The organism is Thiomonas sp. X19, from assembly GCF_900089495.1.
In the GTDB taxonomy this organism is placed as follows: domain Bacteria; phylum Pseudomonadota; class Gammaproteobacteria; order Burkholderiales; family Burkholderiaceae_C; genus Thiomonas_A.
On the sequence record NZ_LT605203.1, the window covers coordinates 4483174 to 4505683 of the forward strand.

Sequence of the window (22510 nt, forward strand, 5' to 3'; positions counted from 1 at the left end):
TTCGGGTTTCTTGGGAACTGATCCATGCTGCACTGGCGGATTCCGGAGAGGGCGGATTCTGCGTGAATTCTGCGGGTCGTGCGGCATGGCCCTGGGGCCATGGCTCCGGCGGCCGAAAAAACCGGAACTGCGTATTCTAAGCTGGAAACCGCTGCCCAGGGGGGAACTGACGCTGGCGTTGCCTGCGCCGGCGGCTGGTCGCTGCCGCAGCGGTATTCAGGTCTTCATGGAGGCAATGCCGTTGCGCGCATCCAGCAGGGCGATGCGCGGGCGGAAGATACGCGCCGTGGCGTCGTCCAGCGGGCCGTAGGTGCAAATGATGATGAGCAGGTCGCCAATGGCGGCGTGGCGCGCCGCCGAGCCACTCAATGATGCGCCCGCTGCCGGCGGCCTCGGCGATGGCGTAGGCGCTCAGGCGTGCGCCGTTGGTCACGTTGTAAATCTCGATCTGCTCGCCGGGGATGATGTCGCAGGCGTCCAGCAGCGCCTGGTCGATGCCGCAAGAGCCCTTGTCGCGCAGATCGGCCCCGGTGAGTGTGGCGCGGTGAATTTTTTGGCGCGCAACATCACCCGGGCGGGAACTGCGGTCGGTGCGGTGGAAAGGAGCATGGCAGAGGGGAAATGGCCGAAGCAGACGGGGCGGAGCAGCGGCAAGCCCCTGAGAAGCGTCGATTGGCGGAACGGCGACCATCCGAGGACGCCCGCTCGTGCATAGCCCTCGGACTTGCATTCCGCCGTAACAAGCCTATATTTGGTGCATTGCAACATATCGAGGCTTCGCATCACCGAAGCGAACGCATGATGCCCATCCATGAGCAGGTCCCTTTGGCGCAACCCGACTTGCCGCCTGATGCCGATGTGCAGGTTCTGCCGTATTTCAACCAGCAAGGCCAAGCGACGGTTCCCATCCGTGCAATTGGCATGGAGCACTTGGCTGAACTGCGGGCGCATTTCCTGGCGCTGGGAGAGGACGATCGCTATCTGCGCTTCGGCTACGCCGCGAGCGACACGCAAATTTGCGCCTACATCGACCGCATCGATTTCGTTCGCGATGAAATCTTCGGCGTCTCCAGCCGCAAGCTGGAACTGATCGCGGTGGCGCACATTGCCATTTCCTGCGACCCGGCGCGGCCCTCCCAGGCCGAGATCGGCGTGTCGGTGCTGCAAAGCGGACGTGGCAAGGGCATCGGCACGCGCTTGTTTCAACGCGCGGCGATGTTCGCACGCAACCGCGGCATCGAAACCCTCACCATGCAATGCCTGACGCAGAACGCGGCGATGATGCGCATCGCCCGCCGCGCCGGCATGGAGGTGCATGTGGCCGGCAGCGAAACCGAGGCCTGCCTCAAGGTGCCGCACCACAGCGTGTTCAGTCATCTGGACGAATGGGTGGAAAACGCCACGGGCCAGATCGACTTCGCCATCAAGCTCGGCCTGCATCGCCCGCAGCCGGCTTGAAGCCAGAGCCTCTTTCAGGGTTGTTCTAAAGGGCAATGCCTGCATAGGGCTTGATCTGGGCCAGCACGAAGCTGGACTTCACGTCTTCCACGCTCTCGTGCTTGAGCAGGGTCTGCAGCACGAAATGGGCGTAATGCTCCATGTCCTGCACATGCACCCGCAGCAGGTAGTCCATCTCCCCGGTCAGCGCCAGGCATTCCACCACCTCGGGCCAGGTTTCCACCGCGGCACGGAAGCTTTCCAGCGGCGCGCGCTGGCTTTCGGCGCGGTGCTTTTCCAGGCGCACGCTGAGCATGGCGCTCAGATCCAGGCCCAGCCTGCGCGCATCCACCGCGGCGTGGTAGCCCTGGATGATGCCCGTTTGCTCCATGCGCCTGACGCGGCGCTGCACCGCCGACGCAGACAGCCCGACCTGTTCGGCCAACTGCTCCTGCGTCAAACGCGCGTCCCGCTGCAGCAGATTGAGCAGGTTGCGATCGATACGGTCGAGGGTATCCAGGCTGGTGGCTTGCATGATGCATGTGTGCTTTGTGGTTAACGCGCAGATTATTCGCGCATATTCGCCAGAATAAGCCAAAGAACGCCAGAAAAATGCGCCTGGGCCAGCTTACAGTGCATAGCACAAAACAAACGGATTCACGGAGATTCGCATGACCGCTGCGACTGCAAGCAACCCGATGGGTACCGACGGCTTCGAGTTCGTCGAATACACCGCGCCCGAGCCCGAAAAGCTAGGCGCGCTGTTCGCCCAACTCGGCTTCAAGGCCATCGCCCGCCACCGGCACAAAAACGTCACGTTGTGGCGCCAGGGCGGCATCAACTTCATCGTCAACGCCGAGCCTGATTCCTTCGCCCAGCGCTTCGCCCGCTTGCACGGGCCGAGCATCTGCGCCATCGCCTTTCGCGTGGACGACGCAGCCGCCGCCTACAAGCGCGCACTGGACCTTGGCGCCTGGGGCTTCGACGCCCACAGCGGGCCGATGGAGTTGAACATCCCGGCCATCAAAGGCATCGGCGACAGCGTCATTTACTTCGTCGACCGCTGGCGCGGCAAGGACGGACGCCAGGGCGGCATTGGCGATATTTCCATCTACGACGTGGACTTCGTGCCACTGGATGGCGCCTCGGCCGAACACGCTGGCGCGGGGCTGATCGAGATCGATCACCTGACCCACAACGTGCACCGCGGCCGCATGGGCGAATGGGCCGACTTCTACACGCGCCTGTTCAACTTCCGCGAGATTCGCTACTTCGACATCGAGGGCCGGGTCACCGGCGTGAAAAGCAAGGCCATGACCAGCCCCTGCGGCAAGATCCGCATCCCCATCAACGAGGAAGGCCAGGAGAAGGCCGGCCAGATCCAGGAGTATCTGGACCTCTATCACGGCGAGGGCATCCAGCACATCGCCCTGGCCAGCGACGACATCTACGCCACGGTGGAAGGCCTGCGTGCCGCCGGCGTGCAGTTCCTCGACACCCCCGACACCTATTACGAACTGCTCGACAAGCGCCTGCCCGGCCACGGCGAGCGCGTCGACCGCCTGCGCGCCGACCGCATCCTGCTCGACGGCACCACGCAGCCCGACAAGCGCCTGCTGCTGCAAATCTTCACCCAGACCGTGATCGGCCCGATCTTTTTCGAGATCATCCAGCGCAAGGGCGATCAGGGCTTCGGCGAAGGCAACTTCAAGGCCCTGTTCGAGAGCATCGAACTCGACCAGATGCGGCGTGGCGTGCTGCCAAGTGCCGCATAATCAATTCGCCAAAACATCAACGGCAAACAACAAGGAGACATGCATGGCGAAGATCGAAACCTGGCGGCGCCTTGCCGCCAGGGTGGCGGCCGCCTTGGCTGCTGGACTCGCGTTCACCGCGTTGACAGCCGCCGCTGCCGAACCCAGCTCCACCAGTTCCACTCTGAGCCGCGTCGAGAAAAGCGGGGTGCTGCGCGTGTGCACCACCGGCGACTATCGCCCTTTTACCGACCTGCAGCCGGATGGAAGCTACGTCGGCATCGACATCGATCAGGCGCATCTGCTGGCCAAGGCTTTGGGGGTCAAGGTTGATTTCGTCAAGACCACCTGGCCAACACTGATGCAGGATTTCACCGCCGGCAAATGCGACATCGCGATGGGTGGCATCTCGGTCACCCTGGCGCGGCAGAAAGTGGCGGCCTTCAGCACGCACTACATGGTGGACGGCAAGACGCCGATTGCGCGCTGCGCCGACGCGGACAAGTACCAGACCCTGCAGCAGATCGACCAACCCGATGTGCGCGTGATCGTGAATCCGGGTGGAACCAACTTTCAGTTCGCCAAAGACCATTTGCAGCACGCCGAGGTCATCGTCTATCCGGACAACACCACCATCTTTCAGCAACTCGTCGATGGCAAGGCCGATGTGATGGTGACGGATGGAACCGAGACCCTGTTGCAACACAAACTGCATCCGCAGTTGTGCCCTGTCAACCCCAACCATCCGCTCACCTATGGCGAGAAGGCCTACCTGATTGCAGGCAACGATCTTCCCTTTCAGGACTTCGTCGACCAATGGTTGAACCTCGAAATTCGCTCCGGCGAATTCAAAACCGTGGTCGACAAATGGCTCGGCTGAAGGTGTGAATCAGCATGAAAACCTCGTCAGCGCGTGACCAAGTCGCAGCCGCAGCCACGCCCGTGATCTATGGCGAGGCCAGCATCACGCCGCGGGGCGACTATGCCCAGGCCCATGCGGACTACACCTGCGATCAGCACTGGGAGCGCTACACGCCGGCCGAGCATGCGCTGTTCGCGCGGCTTTACGCGCGGCAGATGGCGCTGGTGCCTGGACGAGCTTGCGAGGAGTTTTTGCACGCCCTCGGGCATCTGGCCGCGGCCGACGGCATTCCGCGGTTTGCCGACATCACCCTGCGACTGCGCGCAGCCACGGGCTGGGAGATCGTGGCGGTTCCCGGGCTGATTCCCGAGCATGCGTTTTTCCGTCTGCTCAGCAGCCGGCGTTTCCCGGTGACGGTGTGGCTGCGCAAGCCCGAGGAGTTCGACTACATCGTCGAGCCCGACTTGTTTCACGACCTGTTCGGCCATGTGCCGCTGCTGTTCGAGCCGGCCTTCGCCGACTACATGCAGGCCTTCGGCGCCGGCGGTCTCAAGGCCGAGGGCTTGCACGCCTTGCAATACCTCGCGCGGCTGTATTGGTACACGGTGGAGTTCGGCCTGATGCGCTCGGCGCAGGGTCTGCGCATTTACGGCGCGGGCATTTTGTCGTCGGGCGGCGAGGTGGAGTACAGCCTGCACAGCCCGAAGCCACGGCGCCTGCCGTTCGATGTGCCGCGGCTGTTGCGCAGCCGCTATCGCATCGACGACTACCAGGCCACGTATTTCGTCATCGACAGCTTCGCGCAGTTGTTCGACGCCACCGCGCCGGATTTCACGCCGCTGTACTTGCGGGCCGCGTCCCAGCCCGACATTGCCCCCGGCACGGTGCTGCCGGGCGAGCACGACATCGCGCCGGATGCTGGCGCCTCTCAAGGAAGCGAAGGGCCGCTCCCGAGTTTTCTTGACCCCCTCGGGGGGAGTCCGCTTGCGGACTGATGGGGGCGCTCTCAAGGAAACGAAGGGCCGCTCCCAGCCAGTCGGGCCAAGCCTGTTCACGCCAGGGCTGCAGCCAGATGAAGGCGCGCATTTGCAAGCCCGTCTCCACCAGCCAGACACGCCAGAGGGCCGTGGCGGGGCAAGCTGGCGCCTCGTGGCGGGCATACCGGCCTGCGGCAGGACATTGCAGGCCGCGGTGTGCGGCAGGTAGCCGGCGGCGGCGGGCAGGCCGAGCGGGACCAGCAGCAGCGCAAGCCCGGGGTGTCCGAACCAAGCCAACACCCCACCAGAACCAGCAGCGCGGCGAGCTGCGCAAGCAGGAGATCACGCAGCCAGCGGGCGGTCATGGATGGAGGTTCATGCGGGGTTGTGTTGAGTCTGCGCCGGAATTCAAGCGTGCTGCATCGGCCATTTCATCGGCCACGGATCAGCGCTTCATCAGCGCCATCAGGCGCGTGAAGGTTTTGCCATACGGCGGGCGGATCAGCGCGGTGCCGGCCAGGCGCGGCTGGCGCAGCACTGGCTTGAGTTTGCTGAGGGTGTCGAAGCCCCAGCGGCCGTGGTAATGGCCCATGCCGGAATGGCCGACGCCGCCGAAGGGTAGATCGTCCTGCGCCACGTGCATGAGCACATCGTTCACCGTCACGCCGCCGGCATGGGTGGTGCGCAGGGCGCGGGCGATGCGGCGCTTGTCGCGGTCGAACCAGTAGAGCGCCAGCGGGCGTGGGCCGGCGTTGACATGGGCGATGGCCTGTTCCACCGTGTCGTAGGGCAACACCGGCAGCCAGGGGCCGAAGATCTCCTCCTGCATCAGCGCGATGTCGAGCGGCGGGTCGATGAACAGCGTGGGCGCGAGGCGATGCCGCAAGTCCATGCGCTGCGCGCCGTCGAACAGCGCATGCGGCTTGACCCCGGCGGCGCGCGCTTGCACCAGCAGGCTGGTGAGCCGGCTGTAGTGGCGCAGGTCGACGATGCTGCAGTAGTCCGGGCTGTCGAGGCCTGCGGGGTAGAGGCGGCGTGCCGCCCTTTCGCAGGCGGCGACGAAGGCGTCCAGCTCGGCGCGCGGCACCAGCACATAGTCGGGCGCAACGCAGGTTTGCCCTGCGTTCACCAGTTTACCGTAGACGATGCGCTCGGCGGCCAGGGCGAGGTCGCATCCGGGCGCCAGCACCGCGGGCGACTTGCCGCCCAGCTCCAGCGTCACCGGCACCAGATTGGCGCTGGCTGCGGCCATGACGCGACGGCCGACAGCGGTGGAACCGGTGAACAGCAGGTGGTCGAAGGGCAGGGCGCTGAAGGCCGCGGCCTCGTCGGCACCGCCGGTGAAGATGGCCAGCTCGGCGGGGTCGAACGCCGCGCGCACCAGGCGCGAGAACTGGACGCCGAAGGCCGGGCTGAATTCGGAGAGCTTGACCATGGCCCGGTTGCCGGCGGCGAAGGCCGAGGCCAGCGGACCCACGGCCAGGTAGAGCGGGTAGTTCCACGGCACGATGATGCCCACCAGGCCGAGCGGTTGCGGCAGCACCTGCGCGCGAGCCGGCCAGAACCAGATGGAGGTGGACGCGCGGCGTGGGCGCATCCAGCCCGCACCGTGGCGCAGCGCATGGCGGATGGCTTCGAGCGAAGGCATGATGTCCAGCACCTGCGTCTCGGCGATGGCGCGGTGGCCGAAGTCGTCGGAGATGGCGTCGCACAGCAAGGCTTCGTGGTCCTGGATCAGGGCGGCCAGCCGCTTGAGGCGGTCGCGCCGCGCCGACCAGTCGGGATAGGGGTCTGCGCGGCTGGCCGCGTGCAAGTGCTCGTAGGCGGCGCGCAAGTCCGAGGAGAACAAAGGGGGTCTGTCCATGCCGCTTCCTCCGGTTGCGATCGGCCTTATGCTAAATCCGCCCGAAACCAGCCGCCACCCCGTGTTTGCGGCAAGTTTGCAGCACCGGGCCGCAGCACGAGTGCCAGCCGCAACCAGCAGCATTGACATTGCCTCCACCATGCCGAGCCAACCCCTGCACACGCTTTCTCTGCCGACGTCTTCCCCACCCGGGGCCACGCCTCCCCTGCCGCACTGCATGCGGCTGCTCGAACGCGGCTGGCTGTCGGCCAACAACATCGTGTTCCTTGACGACGACCACAGCGCCAGCGTGGTGGACACCGGCTATATGCTGCACGCGGCGCAGACCGTGGCATTGGTGCGGCATGCGCTGGGTGGGCGGCAGCTCGCGCGCATCGTCAACACCCATCTGCATTCCGACCACTGCGGCGGCAATGCCGCGTTGCAGGCGGCGTTCGGCGGCGCCGCGCACTGCGCCGTCACCGTGCCGGCCGGCGAACTACAGGCGGTGAACAACTGGGACGAAGACGCGCTCTCCTTTCGCTCCACCGGCCAGCAGGCCGCCGGATTCAGCGCGGCAGCCGGCATGGCGGTGGGCGACGTGCTGCAGTTGGGCGGCATGTCTTGGCAGGTGCACGCCGCGCCCGGGCACGATCCGCATGCGCTGATGCTGTTCCAGCCGGATGCGCGCCTGCTCATCAGCGGTGACGCGCTCTGGGAGCATGGCTTCGGCGTGGTCTTTCCCGAGATGGTGGGCGAGAGCGGCTTCGCGGCAACGCGCAGCACGCTGGACGCCATCGCGGCCCTCGCTCCCGCCGCAGTCATCCCCGGCCATGGCGCCGTTTTCACCGACGTGGCCGCAGCATTGGCGCGTGCGCGCTCGCGCCTCGGCGTCTTCGAGGCCAGCCCCGAGCGCCATGCCCGCCACGGCCTGCGCGTGCTGCTCAAGTTCCAGTTGCTGCAACAGCCCGAAGGCGTGGCCCGCGATGACTTGCGCGCCTGGTTTTGCGATGCCGAGCTTGTGGCGCGCGCGGCACGCCACTTCTGGCCGAACCTGACCCTGGACGCACTGTTTTCCGAAACCCTGGGCGCGTTGTTTCTGGCCAGTGCCGCAAGCCGCCGCGATCACCTGGTGTGCAACGCCGATCCGGCCTGAATCACCAGCGCATCGGATGCTGATGCGCTGGTGTCGCTGATCCAGCGGGTGCCGCTGGTGCCTTGAACCCGGCTCACTCGGCATGGCCGGCAAATCCCATCTGCTGTCCGCCCATCATGCCCAGGCGCTGGTTGGCGATGCTCCTTTGCTCGGGGCTCAGCACGGCGTAGAGATGCTTCAAGGCCTTGGTCATGGCCTCCATGCCGGTCAGGCGTTGCTGCAACAACTGCGTGCGCGCCTGCATGCGATCGGGGGCGGTTGCGTTCGCCTCCCGCAGCTTGCCGCGCATGGTTTGCATGGCCTCGGCTTGCTGCTTGGCCTGGGTGGCGAAGGCTTGCCAGGCGGGTTCCTGCGCGGCGGTGATGTTCAGCGCGGCCTTGGTGTCGGCCAGATGGCCGTCCACCATCGCCGCGGTATCACCCCAATGCCTCATGCCTTCGGCCATGCCGCGCTGACCCATGATGCCCTCGCTCATCATGCCCCCGCCCATCATGCCTCCACCCATCATGGACCCCTGCTCCATGCCGGCGGCGACGCCCGACATGCGATATGCGCCCATGCCGCCGGATTGCGCAAAGGCCGTACCGATGGCGGCGGCGGACAAGACGGCGGTGATGCCGACAATGACTTTCTGACTGCGTTTCATGGTGCTGCTCCTGTCTGAATTGAGCGAATGGTCCGCGGGACGATCCCGCCGGGCCAGATGGAAGGAAGTCCTTCGCAACGGTTCCCATTTCAGCCTCGGCATGTAAGCGCGCCATGTCAACAAAGCACTTTTTTGTATCGCACTGCGCGCAACCCTGGCGTTGACATGCTGCGTTACATTGTTTTTTCCTGAGCACCGGGCCCGCCGGCCAAAATCGGCGCATGGAAACCTCCGACCACATCCTGATCGTCGACGACGACGCCGAGATTCGCCGCCTGCTGAGTGCTTATCTGCAGAAGAACGGCTTGCGCGTGACGGCTGTTGGCGATGGGAAGGCCATGGAGCGCGCGCTGCTGGCCTCCGGCGTCGACCTGATCGTGCTCGACCTGATGCTGCCCGGCGACGACGGCCTGACCCTGTGCCGCAAGCTGCGCGCCAAGTCGGACATTCCCATCCTGATGCTGACGGCGCGCGGCGAGGAAACCGATCGCATCGTCGGCCTGGAAATGGGCGCCGACGACTATCTGCCCAAGCCCTTCAGCGCGCGCGAGTTGCTGGCGCGCATCAAGGTCATCCTGCGCCGCGCCCGCAGCCTGCCGAGCAATCTTCAGCCGGAAGAGGTGCGCCAGGTGCGCTTCGCCGACTGGACCCTCGACACCGCGCATCGCCACCTGATTTCGCCCACCGGCGTGGTGGTCGCGCTGAGCGGCGCCGAGTACCGGCTGCTGCGGGTTTTTCTGAGCCACCCGAACCGGGTGCTCAACCGTGACCAGTTGGTCGATCTGACGCAGGGCCGTGAGGCCGACCCGCTCGATCGCAGCATCGACGTGCAGGTCAGCCGCTTGCGCCAGCGCCTGGGCGACGACCCGCGCGACCCCGCCCTGATCAAGACCGTGCGCGGCGCCGGCTACGTCTTGTCGGCCCCGGTCGAGGGAATGGCTTGATGCGCCTGCTGCCGGCGTCGCTGTTCGGGCGGATGATGCTGATCCTGTTCAGCGGTCTGGTGCTTGCCCAGATCCTGAGCGCCTCGATCAATTTCGCCGAGCGCGATCGCCTGCTGTTGCGCAGCAGCGGCATGCAGTCGGCGCAGCGCATCGCCGACATCGTCAAGCTGCTCGATTCCCTCGGCCCGGCCGAGCGGCAGCGCATCATCACCATCCTCAGCGTGCCGCCGCAGGTGGTGAAGCTGGAGGCAACGCCGCGGGTGCCGCGTGCCGCGGCGCTGGACAACTCGCATGCCGCCATGTTCTCGGCCGCGCTGCATGCCGCGCTGGGCGATGCGCGGCCGCTGCGGGTTTTCGTCCGGCAGGTCGCGCCGGGTGCCAGGCCATCCGGGCTCGAGTCCGGCCGCCGGGGCATGATGGGCGAACATGCGGGCATGGCAGCGGCGATGTCGGCAGCCATGCCGGGCATGCCGGATATGCAGGCCATGAGACCCTTCATGTCATCGGGCTTGATGTTCCTGACCCAGGTGCAACTGCGCGACGGCAGTTGGGTCGCTTTCGACACCCAGCTGCCGCAAGGCCCGGCCAGCACGCCGTGGCGGCTGCTGCTGACCCTGCTGGTGCTGCTGCTGACGGTGCTCGTCCTGTCGTATGCGGCGGTGCGCTGGATGACCCGGCCGCTGGCGGTCCTGGCATCCGCCGCCGATGCCCTGGGCAAGGACATCAACCGGCCGCCGCTGCCCGAGACCGGGCCGACCGAGGTGAGGCGCGCCGCGCATGCGTTCAACATCATGCAGTCCAGCCTGGTGCGTTTCATTCAGGACCGCACCCGCATTTTCGCCGCCATGTCGCACGATCTGAAAACGCCCATCACCCGCATGCGCCTGCGCACCGAACTGCTGGAAGACGCCGACTTGCGCCAGCGCTTCGACAAGGATTTGCGCGAGATGGAATTGATGGTGACGCACACGCTGGATTTCATGCGCGGGTTTGAGCAGCCGCAAGTGGCGCGGCCGATCGACATCACGGCGCTGCTCGAAAGCCTGCAGGCGGACAACCAGGACATGCACCGCGAGGTGGCCATCGAAGGCCAGGCACTGGCCCCCTACGTCGGCGATCCCGAGCGGCTCAAACGCTGCCTCTCCAACCTGATCGACAACGCCATCCTCTACGGCAGGCAGGCGCGCATCACCGTCGAGGACAGCCCCGCGGCCCTCACTCTTCGCATCCGGGACCAGGGGCCGGGCATCGCGCCAGACGAACTCGGCAAGGTGTTCGAGCCGTTCTACCGGCTCGAAGCATCACGCAGCCGCGAGACCGGCGGCACCGGCCTGGGGCTCGGCATCGCCCGCAACATCGCGCGCGCAGCCGGTGGCAATGTGACCTTGCGCAACCACCCGGATGGCGGCCTGGAGGCCACGTTGCATCTGCCGCGCAAACCCGGCCTTCCATGAACCGCGATGGCGCCCTGTCCGCAGGCCGGTTGATCGAGTTCCCGGCGCCCGGCTGAGCGTGAGCCTGATCATCAGGCTCGAGTCTGCGCCACGGAAAAGAGCCCTGGTGGGCACCAAGGCTCAAAACCAGACGCGCCTTGAAGCCATTGGGCTCGCAGGCGAAACAATCGCGTTAAAAGGTCCGAGGTGGCTTACGGATTTTGCAATCCCGTAACCTCAACGACGACGCGACGATCTGGTTGTAGGCAGGCGATTAATTGCCTGGTAATTTTATTGCCCACGCACTGATCGGGTTTTGTTACTGGATCTTCTCCATCCTTGCCCATTGCAGTTATTTTCGCTGCGTCTATGCCGTCAACATCCACGAGATATTTCTTGACGGCTTCGGCACGACGCTTTGACAACAGCATATTATAATGGTGTGCACCAATCCTGTCAGAATAGCCGGTTACGGAAATATCTGAATATTGCGCTCCTTTCAGTTTTTGTGCGAATTGATCAAGTTGCTCTTTGCCTTCGGGCATAAGCTTGGATTGATCGAAACCGAAAAATGAATCAGCCAGAAACGTAACGCGAGTCGGTTTCGGCGCAGGCGCCATCACGACTGGGGCTGCCATGATCGGTGTCGGCGCCGGTGTGCTGGCAACTGGCTCTGGCGTCATGACAACTGGTTTTGGTTCAGGCGGCGCTGGTTGTGACTCCCGGCCGAAAGGAAAAACCAAGCTGACTGAATAAACATCAACATCACCATGGTTTCCGACTGCATCATTCACGCGGTAACGCTTTGCGTCTGCGCGCAAAGAAACCCAATCATTGATTTTATATTGAGCGCCCAAGCCGAAATTGTAGCCTCCGCCATTGTTATTGGCAGTCGGTATGGTGTGAACGCTGCCTGTGCTCGAAAAGCTGTCTTGCGTTCTCGTGTACTGGCCGCCAATGAAGCCGAGAAGAGTCATGCGCGGAGTGATTGGCCAAAGCCCGACGGCATCAAGAGCCAGCCCTGAAAACTTGGCATTTCCAGATAGTGTTCCCGCAGGATTTGTGTTGGCGTTGTAGCCAAATTCACCAAGATTAAAATAACCGCCTTCTAGTGCGAAATAGTGGTTAAAGCGATAGCCCAGGAATAAATTGTATGCCGTATCCCCTTGGCTATTGTTGATTCCATTAACCCCGAAGCCTGACGCTTTAAGGCCTGAAATGATGCGCGGGTCATCGATCGATGCCCTGGAGTGGCCAATGCCTCCGATTCCATACAGATTGGGAAGCCCATCCGCGTGAGCCACTTGAAATGCAAGGCCTTCGAGGCATAACAAACCAGTCAATGCCGTGACTCTCATAAGTCTCATTTTAATTCCCCAAGAATGATTGATGCGGAGCTTTATTTCTGCTCATCAAGGAAGCGTGATGGTGGTGTTAACCATGGTCACGGATGCAACCAAACTCAAGGCCCTGCCGATCAAACTTGTCTGGATCGTCGTACCGGCTGTCGAAAATGTGATGCCCGAGTTTGAAATGATGGTCCCGGCCATGGCACTTCCGGTCGCAATCGTGGCCGCGCTGCCGACGGCCCAAAAAACATTTTTCGCCTGTGCATTGTTGATCAACAGGATCTTGGGGGCAAATGTCGGGGATCCAACCGTCAAACTGCTGGCCATCTGGAAAACCCATGTGGCATTATTATTGCCTTGGCCGTCAAGCGTCAAATTGCCTGCAGTAATCGAGAATGTTCCACCAGCAGCGGTGTAATCACCGGGCGCTAAAGTCAAATTACCAAGTTCACCAGCTCCAGGGCTAGGGCCTGGCGCCAAGGATTGCAGATAATTATAGGCAGTGCGTGCATCCGATTGTGCTTGGGTCGCGATCGCAAGGGTTTGCGTTGTTCCTGGCGCCGGGGGACCGCAATCAATGGTTCCCGTGACCTGTCCTATATTCAGGGGTGTTTCGGTATAGACGGTACCCGTGCTATCGTGGAAACCAGTGATCAGGGTGCATGCGGCCGTTGTGCCAAGATCGCCAGCAACGATGGTATTAATTCCCTGATTCGTGACTCCAGCCCCACCGCCAAATGCACCGAAAGCTGCAGCGGTTCCAAGTATGCTTGCTGAAGTGGTTGGAGGGGTCGTATTTGTCGGGGTGGTCGTGTTCGTTGGTGTGGTTGCCCCTGGAGCACCAGCGCCGCCACTCGCGGCAGGTTGAACAGATGCACCTAAAATGGGATCTTTCCCCCCGCCTCCGCCACAACCGGAGAGCAGCGTTGCGAATATCACAACGAAAAGCCATCCGGCGAAATTGAAATTAAAATGAGTCTTAATCATCGCTGTCCACCCAATGTGTTTATTGAAATAAGAAAATATTCATTATTTTCGGTCACATTTTAATTCTATTTGGAAAAAAATAATCCGTCTGTTCGGTAGAACACATAGCGGATATCGTCAGCTCACAATCATCCAAGCCGCGTTGAGCGCTTTGTCTGCGGCATTTTTGAAACAATAGGCAATCGTGTTGAATGACGGCATGATGAACTGGGTCGAGCTTGATTTGCGTGAGTTTTGTGACGCCGAGATGCGTTGCTACACGCAATATGGGCGAGCAAGTCGCAATGCAAGTGATTCCTGGCTGTCAGTGGACAGTCGGATTTGTCCCACAGCGGCCCGCTGCGAAAAATCCGCGCGGGCTGGTCAGGCAGCTCGCCGCCGTGGCATCGGCGGGGGATTTTGGCGGCCGCAAACCTGAACCTGGTCTTTGGCGGCCTTGGCACCACTGGGTGGAGCCGATGAAAAGCTCATGTCGCCACAATCGGTTGGGTCGAGGCGAGGTCCATGGCGTTGTGGATTACGCCTGTTGGACAGTCTCTGAAACGGGTTCCGCCTGGCATTCGCAGGGCTCGCCAGCCGCAGCGTGCTGCAGGTTCTGCAGGATGCCGCATGCGCTCGCCGTCTGGTTGGCCTGGCAGGTCTCGCGCAGTGCGTGCAACAGCCGCTCCAGTTGGCGCAGCGACTCGGCCTGATGGTGAATGCGGGCGATCTGCTCGTCAATCAGATGGTTGATGGCGTCGCAAGCCGATTCAGGATGCTCCTGAAAGCTGCGCAACACGCGCACATCCGGCAGGCCCATGCCCAGCGAGCGACAGTGGCGAATGAAGTTGAGCTGCACCAGGTGGTCGCTGTTGTAGTTGCGATAGCCGTTGCCCTCGCGGGCGGGCGCGTCCAGCAAGCCTTCGCGCTCGTAAAAACGCACCGTCTCCACGTCGCAGTGGCCGCGCTGCGCCAACTCGCCGATTCGCATGATGCATTCCCCTGTCGTGTAAAGGCACTTGACCCTGTAGCAGGTACAGGCTGTTCAATGATCGCACTGTTCACCGAGATCCGCCGCCATGAGCCCGCACGACCCCACCAGCACAGCGTTACGCCTGCCTGTTCAAACACCCGAACATGGCCACGCCTGTGGCCACGATCATGGTCACCACCACGGCCCTGAAGCCCATGCCCATGCCGCGGCCGATCCCTGCTGCGCCCCGGCGACGCAGGCCGACTGCCCCGCGGGGGCGTGCAAAACCAATCCGCCACCCGAAGGGACGAGCCGGGTTCGCTACCGCATCGACAAGATGGACTGCCCCACCGAGGAGCGCCTGATCCGCAACAGGCTGGAGGCCTTGCCCGGTGTCGTGCAGCTCGACTTCGACCTCCTGCAACGGGAACTCACGGTGTATCACCGTTTGGACCAGCCGCAGGAGATTGCCGCAGCGCTGAACAAGCTGGACATGGCGCCAAGCCTGCTTGAAGCCAATGCGCCGGCGTCCGTGCTTCCCCCCGCCCTCAGTCCACGGCAAAAAGGTCTGCTCGCCGTGGCTGGGGCCGCCGCCGTCGCGGCCGAGGTCATCGCCTGGTCGAGCGGACAAGAGGCCTCGTGGATGGTGATGGCGCTTGCCGCCTTGTCCGTCCTCAGCGCCGGTCTGCCCACCCTCAAAAAGGGCTGGATCGCGCTCAGGAACCTGACCCTCAACATCGACTTCCTGATGTCCATCGCCGTGGCCGGGGCCGTGGCGTTCGGCAAGTGGCCGGAAGCGGCGATGGTGGTGTTCCTGTTCGCCGCGGCCGAGGCGATCGAGGCGCTGTCGCTGGAGCGCGCCCGCAACGCGATCAGGGCGCTCACGGCCATGGCGCCGGAAACCGCCGAGGTCAAGGCTGGCGAGGCCTGGCAGACCAAGCCGGTGGCCGAGGTGGACGTCGGCAGCCGCATCCGGGTGCGCACCGGCGCGCGGGTGCCGCTGGACGCACGCGTCGCGTCCGGCCGCGCGGCGCTGAACCAGGCGCCGATCACCGGCGAAAGCCTGCCCGTGGACAAGCAAGCGGGCGACCTGCTGTATGCCGGCAGCATCGTTGCCGATGGCGTGGTGGAAGCCAGCGTCACGGCCTCGGCCGGTGACAGCACCTTGGCCCGCATCGCCCTGGCCATCCAGAGCGCGCAGTCACAGCGCGCGCCGACCCAGCGTTTCGTCGATCAATTCGCGCGCTGCTACACCCCCGCGGTGGTGGTCTTCGCCATCGCCGTGGCCATTCTCGGCCCGCTGCTGAGCGGTGGCGACTGGAATTCCTGGCTGTACGAGGCCCTGGTGATGCTGGTCATCGCCTGCCCTTGCGCCTTGGTGGTCTCCACCCCGGTCACGGTGGTCAGCGGCCTCACGGCGGCGGCCCGGCGGGGCATCCTCATCAAGGGCGGGGTTTATCTGGAAGGCGGTCGGCTGCTCAAAGCCGTGGCGCTCGACAAGACCGGCACGCTGACCCGCGGCAAGCCCGCGCTGAGCGACGCCATCCCGCTTGGCGCCATGCCCATCGCGCAGGCCTTGCAAATCGCCGCCAGCCTCGACGATCGCAGCACCCATCCGGTCGCCCAGGCGCTGGTTGCCGGCTGGCGCGAGCAGCAGCCGGGTGCCACAGTCATGCCCGTCGATGATTTCGGCGTGCTGCAAGGGCGCGGCGTCAAGGGCAGCGTCGCCGGCCAGCTCTGGCATCTGGGCAATCACCGCCTGGCCGAAGACATCGGGGTGTGTTCGGCAGCGCTGGAGGCGCGGCTTGCCATCCTGGAAAATGCCGGCAAAACCGCCATCGTGCTGTGCGACGCGGCCGGTCCGGTGGCCGTGTTTGGCGTCGCCGACACCCTCAGGCCGGAGAGCGCGCAGGCCGTTGCGGCCCTCAAGGCGCTGGGTGTCGAACCGGTCATGCTGACTGGCGACAACCCGGCCACGGCACAGGCGATTGCCGCCCAGCTCGGCATCAAGGATGCGCGCGGCAATCTGCTGCCGCAGGACAAGCAGGCCGCCGTTGCCGAACTGCATGCGCGCTACGGTTCCGTCGGCATGGTCGGCGACGGCGTGAACGATGCGCCGGCGCTGGCACGCGCGAACATCGGCTTCGCCATGGGGGCGGCCGGCACCGCCACCGCGCTGGAAACCGCCGATGTCGCCATCATGGACGACGACCCGCGCAAGATCGCCGACTTCATCCGCTTGAGCCGGCGTACCGCCGCGATTCTCAAGCAGAACATCGCCCTGGCGCTGGGCATCAAGGCGGTGTTCTTTGCCTTGGCCCTGAGCGGCGTGGCGACCTTGTGGATGGCTGTGTTCGCCGACACCGGGGCCAGCCTGCTGGTGGTGTTCAACGGCATGCGATTGCTGCGCGAGACCTCGCTGCGCCAGACGCCGCGAATATGTCCACCTGGCCTCACGGTGGCGCAGCGGTCTTGACCGGCTGATCCGCATGGAGAACACGTCAATCGGGCTCAGTCGGGGTTTGCCGCAGGCATCACTGCTGCGCTGGATGACGCATCGAACAGCAGCCCGGCCTGCAGCTTGAGCAGCGCCGCCGACTGGGCGGCGTCGAAGCGTGATTGCAGCGCCTGCCGCACCGCGTCGAGCGCGCTGCGGCGGGCCAGCAGCCAGTCGGAGATGCCCGCTTCGCCCAACTGGTAGGCGCGCAGCATGCGGGCACTGGCCTGAGTCTGCACCTGCGCGGCCCGATCCATCGCCTTCACGCCCGCAGCCTGCGATTGCGCGGTCGCCAAGAGCCGCTGGAATTCGGCCAGCGTCACGGCCTGGGTGTCGCGCAAGCGCCATTGCGCGGCATCGACTTCAGCCAGTGCGGCGCGCTCGGTCGAAACCCGCGCCGGGCCGCCGAAGGGCATGGAGAACTGCAGGCCGATGATGCGTTCGCGACCGCCGCGATCGGAGCCAACGTAGGCTCCCACCGTTGGCTGCGGGGTGCGCGCGGCGGTGGCCTGCCCAGCCTTTGCCTGCGCCTGTTGCAGCGCGGCGCGGTTGCGCGCGAGGGTGACGCTGTTTTGTTCGACGAGGGCGCGCAGGGCGTCGGCCGGCTGATCGGGCAGGGCGAGCTGCGCCGTGCTCCCCGCCTGCCCGCTCAGGGTGGTGTCGCCCGCGAGCGCGGGATAGCGCGCCTCCAGCGCGGCGCGGCTGCTCGACGCCAGCCCTTGCGCCAGCAACAGCGCCGACTGCGCGCGCGCTTCCTCGGCCTGCATCTGCTCCAGTTCGAGCACGCTGGCGTCGCCCAGCGCCTTGCGGCGCTGCAAGGCCTGCACCTGCCCCTGCATCAAGCTGAGGTTCTGCTGCGCCAGTGCCGCCTCGGCCTGGGCGCGCTGCGCGGCGAACCAGGCGGCGAGCACATCGGTCAACAGCTGTTGCCGCGCGCCGACCAACCCGGCGTTGGCCGATGTGGTCAAGGCGTCCGCCAGGCGGATGTCGGCCTGCGCCTGCGAGGGCAGGCGGATCTGACGGTTGAGCAGCAACTGCCATTCGGCGTAGTTGCCGTTGTCCGGCGGGGCGTCGACGCGGCGCTGCTGCACCTGCGCCTGGCCGGTGAACTCCTGTGTGCCGGAGCGCAGCACCTGGCCGTTTTGCAAGGCGGCCTGCTGCATGGCCTGCGCCTCGTGCAGCAGGGGCGTGTCGGCCAGCAGCCGGTCGAGCTGGGCGAATTGCGGCAGCGTGGGGCGCGGCAGGGCGCTCAACTGCGGCAGCATGTCCTGCGACATCGTGGCAGGAAGCGTTTGCGCCGACGGCTTGACGGGCGAAGCAGACTGGAGCGTACCGGCCAGCGCCGGTGCCGACGTGGTGAACAGCAGCGCCAGCGCGGCCACCAGGGCGCGCAGGGCGAAGGGTTGCGAGGTGAAGTGCATCAGACGTTCTCCGTCGGGTTGGCCGCGACTTCGGCTTCGCGCTCCTTGCGCGGCAGGCCGAAGCGGGCGAACAGCAGGGGCAGCAGCACCAGGGTCAGGGCGGTGGAGCTCAGCAGCCCGCCGACCACGACGATGGCCAGCGGTTTCTGGATTTCCGAGCCCGGCCCGGTGGCCGACAGCAGTGGGATGAGGCTGAGCGCGGTGATGGTGGCGGTCATCATCACCGGCCGCAGGCGGCGCATGGAGCCTTCGCGCACCGCCTGCGGCAGTGGCAGGCCGCGCTGCAGCAACTCGTTGAAATGGCTGACCAGCACCACGCCGTTGAGCACCGCAATGCCCAGCAGGGCGATGAAGCCGACCGAGGCGGGCACCGACATGTATTGCCCGCTGGCCCACAGCGCGATCACCCCGCCCACCAGCGCGAACGGGATGTTGGCGAACACCAGCACCGATTGCCGCACCGAGCCGAAGGTGGTCATCAGCAGCACGAAGATGAGCGCCAGCGCCACCGGCACCACCAGCCCCAGGCGGGCGGCGGCGCGTTGCTGGTTCTCGAACTGGCCGCCCCATTGCAGGCGCACGCCTTCGGGCAGCTTCACCTTGGTGGCGACGGCCTGCTTGGCGTCGGCGACATAGCTCACCAGGTCGCGCCCGCTGACATTGGCCTGCACCGCGGCGAAGCGGCTGCCGTCCTCATGCGCCACCAGCACCGGGCCTTGCGTGGGCATCAGCCGGGCCAGTTGCGACAGCGGATAGGCGGTGCCGCTCGGCGCGGTGATCATGACGTGCGAGAAGGCCTGCGGATTGCTGCGCAAATCGGCGCCGCCGCGCAGCAGCAAGGGCGTGCGGCGCACGCCTTCGAGCACGATGCCCTGCGGTTGGCCCTCCACCAGTGCGCGCAGGTCTTGCTGCAGGGTGATGACGTCGAAGCCGGCGCGGCCCGCGGCGAGGCGATCGACCTGCACCGTGAGGTATTGCACGCCTTCGGGCCGCGCCGCGAGCACTTCCTGCGCGCCGGGCACGTTCTTGAGCACCTGCGCGACTTGTTGCGACAAGTCGCCGAGATGGGCGATGTCGGGGCCGAAGATTTTCACCACCAGATCGCCACGGCTTCCGGTGAGCATTTCCGACACGCGCATTTCAATCGGCTGGGTGAAGCCGAAGTTCACGCCGGGAAAGCGCTCCAGGATCTTGCGCATGGCCGCGATCACGTCGTTCTTGCTGCCGCGCCACTGCGACGCCGGTTTGAGCACGAGGAAGGTGTCGGTCTCGTTCAGCCCCATCGGGTCGAGGCCGAGGTCGTCCGAGCCGCTGCGGGCGACGATGGACTTGATCTCGGGTATCTCTTTCAGCAGCGCCTGCTGTACCCGCAGGTCGAGCGCGGCGGTTGCGCCCAGGCTGACCGAGGGCAGCTTTTGCAACTGCACGATCACGTCACCTTCATCGAGCGTGGGCATGAAGGTCTTGCCGACGCGGGTATAGGCCCAGCCCGCGGCGACCAGCGAGAGCAGCGACACCACCACCACGATGCGGCTGTGGGCGAAGCTCCAGTTCAGCACGCGCTCATAGCCCGCGGAGAGTTTGCGCACCAGCCAGGGGTCGCTGTGCGGCATGGTTTTCAATAAGAGCGACGCCATCACCGGCACGATGGTGAGCGCAATGAGCAGCGACGCGCCCAGCGCGAACACGATGGTCAGCGCCACCGGGCGGAACAGCTTGCCCTCCAGCCCTTCAAGGGTGAGCAGGGGCAGGAACACGATGGCGATGATGGCCACGCCCGCCAGCACCGGGCCGGACACTTCCGACACCCCGCGCATGATGCGTCCCAGGCGGTCGGTGGTCGCGGCGCCGGGGTTGCGGTCAGGCGCTTTTTCCGGGTCGTGGCTCATGTGGTTGACCAGGTTTTCCACCACCACCACGGCGGCGTCGACCAGCATGCCCAGCGCAATCGCCAGCCCGCCCAGGCTCATCAGGTTGGCGCTCAAACCCGCCCAGCGCATGAGGATGAACGTGGCCAGCGCCGACAGCGGCAGCGTGATGGCCACCACCAGCGCCGCGCGCCAGTTGCCGAGGAACAGCAGCAGCATCACCACCACCAGCACCACGGCCTCGCCCAACGCTTCGAGTACCGTGCCCACGGCGCGCTCGACCAACTGGCTGCGGTCATAGAACACCTGGATTTTCATGCCTTGCGGCAAGCGCGGTTCGAGTTCGGCGAGGCGCGATTTCACGCCGTGAATCACCTGCTGCGCATTCGCGCCGCGCAGGCCGAGCACGATGCCTTCCACCGCTTCGCCCTTGCCATCGGCAGTGACGATGCCGTAGCGCGTGCTGCTGTCCACGCTCACCTGCGCCACGTCGCTCACCCGCACGGGCGTGCCGCGCACGTTGGCGACGACGCTGTTGCGAATGTCGTCGGCATTGGCGAAGGCGCCTTGCACCCGCACGATGCGCGTTTCTTCACCCTCGTCCAGGCGGCCCGCGCCGTCATTGCTGTTGTTGGTCTGCAGCGCAGTGCGCAACTGGTTGAGCGACAGTCCCCAGGCCGAGAGTCTGGCCGGGTCGGGCTGCACGGCGAAGGCGCGCACGTCGCCGCCGAGCATGTTGACATCGGCCACGCCGGGCACGGTGCGCAGCGCAGGGCGGATGAGCCATTGCAGCGCGCTGCGCTTTTGCTCCAGCGTCGCATCGCCTGCGATGGTGAACATGAACAGGTCCGACAAGGGCGTGGTGATCGGTGCGAGCCCGCCCATCGCCAAGGGCGGCAGGTCGCCACGCACATTGGCCAGCGCCTCGGCCACCTGCTGCCGCGCCCAGTACACATCGGTGCCTTCGGCGAAGTCCACGGTGATGTCGGCAATGCCGTACTTCGACACCGAGCGCACGATGCGCTTGTTGGCGATGCCCAGCACCTCCTGCTCGATGGGCAGGACGATGCGCGTCTCCACCTCTTCCGGCGTCATGCCCGGCGCCTTCATGATGATCTTCACCTGCGGCGACGAGACATCGGGAAAGGCGTCGATGGGCAGCGCGCGCCAGGCAAAGATGCCGCCCACCACCAGCGCCAGCGTGGCGCCGATGGTCAGCAGGCGCTGGCGCAGCGCGCCATGCGTCAATGACATGAGATTCATGAGGCCACCTCGCCCGCAGCCGCCTTGATCGCCACCACGCCGGTGGCCGCGACCTTGTCGCCCGCCTTGAGCGCGCCGCTGACCATCACCGCGTCATTCAAGCGTCCGGCAACGGTGACGGGCACGATGCGAAAGCCCGACTTGTCGGAGACAAGCACGGCGTCACGTCCGTTGATCTGCGTCACGGCTGCCGGGGGCACGCGCCACACTCCGGCTCGCGCCGGCAGGCTCAGGCGCGCCAGCACCACGGCGCCGGCCTGCAAGCCGCCGGGCTGGGTGACGCGCACCCGCAGCAGCACGCTCTGCCCTGCATTCAACGCGGTGGATTTGGCCCGCACCACGCCTTGCGCCTGCAGCTCCGGCACGGTCACCGCCGCGCCGACCTGCAGCGCCGCGGCCTGCTGCGGGCTGGCGTCGATCTCCAGCCAGAGCTGGCCTTGCTGAGCGATGCGGAACAGCGGCGCGGCCATGTCCACCCGCTGCCCGGGCAGTGCGCTGGTTTCGGTGATGACCCCGGTGATGGGCGCGCGCAGCACGGCGACGCCATTCAGCCCGGCGCCACCCGCGGCCAGCTTGAGCGCCAGATCGCGCTCGGCCAGCATGGCCTGCGCCTCGCGGTTCTGGGCGCGGGCAGTGTCCAGCCGGGCGCTGGGCACGATGCCTTCGTTCACCAGCGCGGTGTCGCGCTGCAGCTGGCGCTGCGCCAGATCGCGGCGGCTTTGCGCGTCGCTGCGCTCGCGTTGCAACTGGGCGATTTGCGGGCTGCTGAGTTCGGCCAGCGGCTGGCCGCTTGTCACCGCGTCGCCGGGGTTCACCAGCAGGCGGGTGACCAGCCCGGCGGCGGGCGCGGCCACCACGGCCTGCTGCGACAGCGGCACCGTCACGCGGGCGGGCAGATCGATCTGTGCGGCGGTGGCGGCCTGCACCAGCGCCAGGCGCACGCCCAGCGCGGTTTGCTGGTCGGCGGAGATGGCGATGACGCCGGGAGAGGCTGCGGTGGCCGTGGCGGGCAAGGCAGTGAGCGCAAGGCCCAACAGGGCAGCGGACAGGGAGCCCGCAAGCGGCGTGCGCGAAAAGACGATGTGAGACATTTGTCATCCCGGCGGTGCCGGGCTCCTTCA

17 protein-coding genes and 1 pseudogene are annotated in these 22510 nt (G+C 65.4%); 8 read left to right on the forward strand and 10 right to left on the reverse strand.

Annotated features, from left to right (window positions below; all coding sequences use genetic code 11):
* Positions 1-216 precede the first annotated feature (216 nt).
* Positions 217-730: pseudogene (locus tag THIX_RS25040) on the reverse strand (aspartate 1-decarboxylase).
* Positions 731-798: 68 nt separating this feature from the next.
* Between THIX_RS25040 and THIX_RS22005 the strand changes: the two are divergent.
* On the forward strand, positions 799-1458 hold the full coding sequence (locus THIX_RS22005; protein WP_233224683.1) for a GNAT family N-acetyltransferase: 660 nt from the start codon (positions 799-801) through the stop codon (positions 1456-1458).
* Positions 1459-1483: 25 nt separating this feature from the next.
* On the opposite strand, the gene THIX_RS22010 is transcribed toward THIX_RS22005, so the two are convergent.
* Entirely contained in the window at positions 1484-1972 is a 489-nt protein-coding gene (locus THIX_RS22010) for an Lrp/AsnC family transcriptional regulator (protein ID WP_112487906.1), read from the reverse strand.
* A 136-nt stretch (positions 1973-2108) separates the two neighbouring features.
* Here THIX_RS22010 and hppD point away from each other — a divergent pair, with 136 nt between their 5' ends.
* Genes hppD through phhA form a run of 3 tightly spaced genes read left to right on the forward strand, consistent with a single transcriptional unit; the run spans position 2109 to position 5048 of the window.
* Positions 2109-3212 (forward strand): 4-hydroxyphenylpyruvate dioxygenase, encoded by a 1104-nt coding sequence (gene hppD / locus THIX_RS22015; RefSeq protein WP_112487907.1) that lies wholly within the window; start codon positions 2109-2111, stop codon positions 3210-3212.
* 52 nt (positions 3213-3264) lie between these two features.
* Complete coding sequence (locus tag THIX_RS22020; protein WP_112488554.1) at positions 3265-4071, forward strand: transporter substrate-binding domain-containing protein; 807 nt, start codon at positions 3265-3267, stop codon at positions 4069-4071.
* 14 nt (positions 4072-4085) lie between these two features.
* Positions 4086-5048 carry a phenylalanine 4-monooxygenase gene (gene phhA / locus THIX_RS22025; protein ID WP_112487908.1) on the forward strand — a complete coding sequence of 321 codons (963 nt, stop codon included), beginning with the start codon at positions 4086-4088 and terminating at the stop codon, positions 5046-5048.
* Positions 5049-5475: 427 nt separating this feature from the next.
* Here the strand turns inward: phhA and THIX_RS22030 are convergent, their stop codons facing one another.
* Positions 5476-6894 carry a coniferyl aldehyde dehydrogenase gene (locus THIX_RS22030; RefSeq protein ID WP_112487909.1) on the reverse strand — a complete coding sequence of 473 codons (1419 nt, stop codon included), beginning with the start codon at positions 6892-6894 and terminating at the stop codon, positions 5476-5478.
* 139 nt (positions 6895-7033) lie between these two features.
* Here THIX_RS22030 and THIX_RS22035 point away from each other — a divergent pair, with 139 nt between their 5' ends.
* Positions 7034-8029 carry an MBL fold metallo-hydrolase gene (locus tag THIX_RS22035; protein ID WP_112488555.1) on the forward strand — a complete coding sequence of 332 codons (996 nt, stop codon included), beginning with the start codon at positions 7034-7036 and terminating at the stop codon, positions 8027-8029.
* 73 nt (positions 8030-8102) lie between these two features.
* Here THIX_RS22035 and THIX_RS22040 read toward each other — a convergent pair whose 3' ends face one another.
* Entirely contained in the window at positions 8103-8675 is a 573-nt protein-coding gene (locus THIX_RS22040; protein WP_112487910.1) for a Spy/CpxP family protein refolding chaperone, read from the reverse strand.
* A gap of 221 nt (positions 8676-8896) precedes the next feature.
* On the opposite strand from THIX_RS22040, the gene THIX_RS22045 reads away from it, so the two are divergent.
* Both THIX_RS22045 and THIX_RS22050 read left to right on the forward strand, forming a co-directional pair.
* Complete coding sequence (locus THIX_RS22045) at positions 8897-9619, forward strand: response regulator (protein ID WP_112487911.1); 723 nt, start codon at positions 8897-8899, stop codon at positions 9617-9619.
* Positions 9619-11073 (forward strand): ATP-binding protein, encoded by a 1455-nt coding sequence (locus tag THIX_RS22050; RefSeq protein ID WP_233224785.1) that lies wholly within the window; start codon positions 9619-9621, stop codon positions 11071-11073. The genes THIX_RS22045 and THIX_RS22050 overlap by 1 nt, the downstream gene beginning before the upstream one ends.
* Positions 11074-11264: 191 nt before the next feature.
* Here THIX_RS22050 and THIX_RS24715 read toward each other — a convergent pair whose 3' ends face one another.
* The 3 genes from THIX_RS24715 to THIX_RS22065 all read right to left on the reverse strand — a co-directional run bounded on the left by THIX_RS24715 (position 11265) and on the right by THIX_RS22065 (position 14358).
* On the reverse strand, positions 11265-12410 hold the full coding sequence (locus THIX_RS24715; protein ID WP_146748660.1) for an OmpA family protein: 1146 nt from the start codon (positions 12408-12410) through the stop codon (positions 11265-11267).
* A 54-nt stretch (positions 12411-12464) separates the two neighbouring features.
* Positions 12465-13388 carry an ice-binding family protein gene (locus tag THIX_RS22060; protein WP_112487914.1) on the reverse strand — a complete coding sequence of 308 codons (924 nt, stop codon included), beginning with the start codon at positions 13386-13388 and terminating at the stop codon, positions 12465-12467.
* Between the two features lie 517 nt (positions 13389-13905).
* Positions 13906-14358 carry a Cd(II)/Pb(II)-responsive transcriptional regulator gene (locus tag THIX_RS22065; protein WP_112487915.1) on the reverse strand — a complete coding sequence of 151 codons (453 nt, stop codon included), beginning with the start codon at positions 14356-14358 and terminating at the stop codon, positions 13906-13908.
* An 88-nt stretch (positions 14359-14446) separates the two neighbouring features.
* Between THIX_RS22065 and THIX_RS22070 the strand changes: the two genes are divergently transcribed.
* The gene (locus THIX_RS22070) at positions 14447-16816 is read left to right on the forward strand and encodes a heavy metal translocating P-type ATPase (RefSeq protein ID WP_233224684.1); all 2370 of its coding nucleotides are present in this window, start codon (positions 14447-14449) and stop codon (positions 16814-16816) included.
* 35 nt (positions 16817-16851) lie between these two features.
* Here the strand turns inward: THIX_RS22070 and THIX_RS22075 are convergent, their stop codons facing one another.
* Genes THIX_RS22075 through THIX_RS22085 form a run of 3 tightly spaced genes read right to left on the reverse strand, consistent with a single transcriptional unit; the run spans position 16852 to position 22480 of the window.
* Positions 16852-18258 carry a TolC family protein gene (locus THIX_RS22075; RefSeq protein ID WP_112487916.1) on the reverse strand — a complete coding sequence of 469 codons (1407 nt, stop codon included), beginning with the start codon at positions 18256-18258 and terminating at the stop codon, positions 16852-16854.
* Complete coding sequence (locus tag THIX_RS22080; protein WP_112487917.1) at positions 18258-21389, reverse strand: efflux RND transporter permease subunit; 3132 nt, start codon at positions 21387-21389, stop codon at positions 18258-18260. Before THIX_RS22080 ends, THIX_RS22075 begins: the two co-directional genes overlap by 1 nt.
* A complete protein-coding gene (locus tag THIX_RS22085; RefSeq protein ID WP_112487918.1) occupies positions 21386-22480 on the reverse strand; it encodes an efflux RND transporter periplasmic adaptor subunit in 1095 nt (364 codons plus the stop codon). The genes THIX_RS22080 and THIX_RS22085 overlap by 4 nt, the downstream gene beginning before the upstream one ends.
* Positions 22481-22510 lie beyond the last annotated feature (30 nt).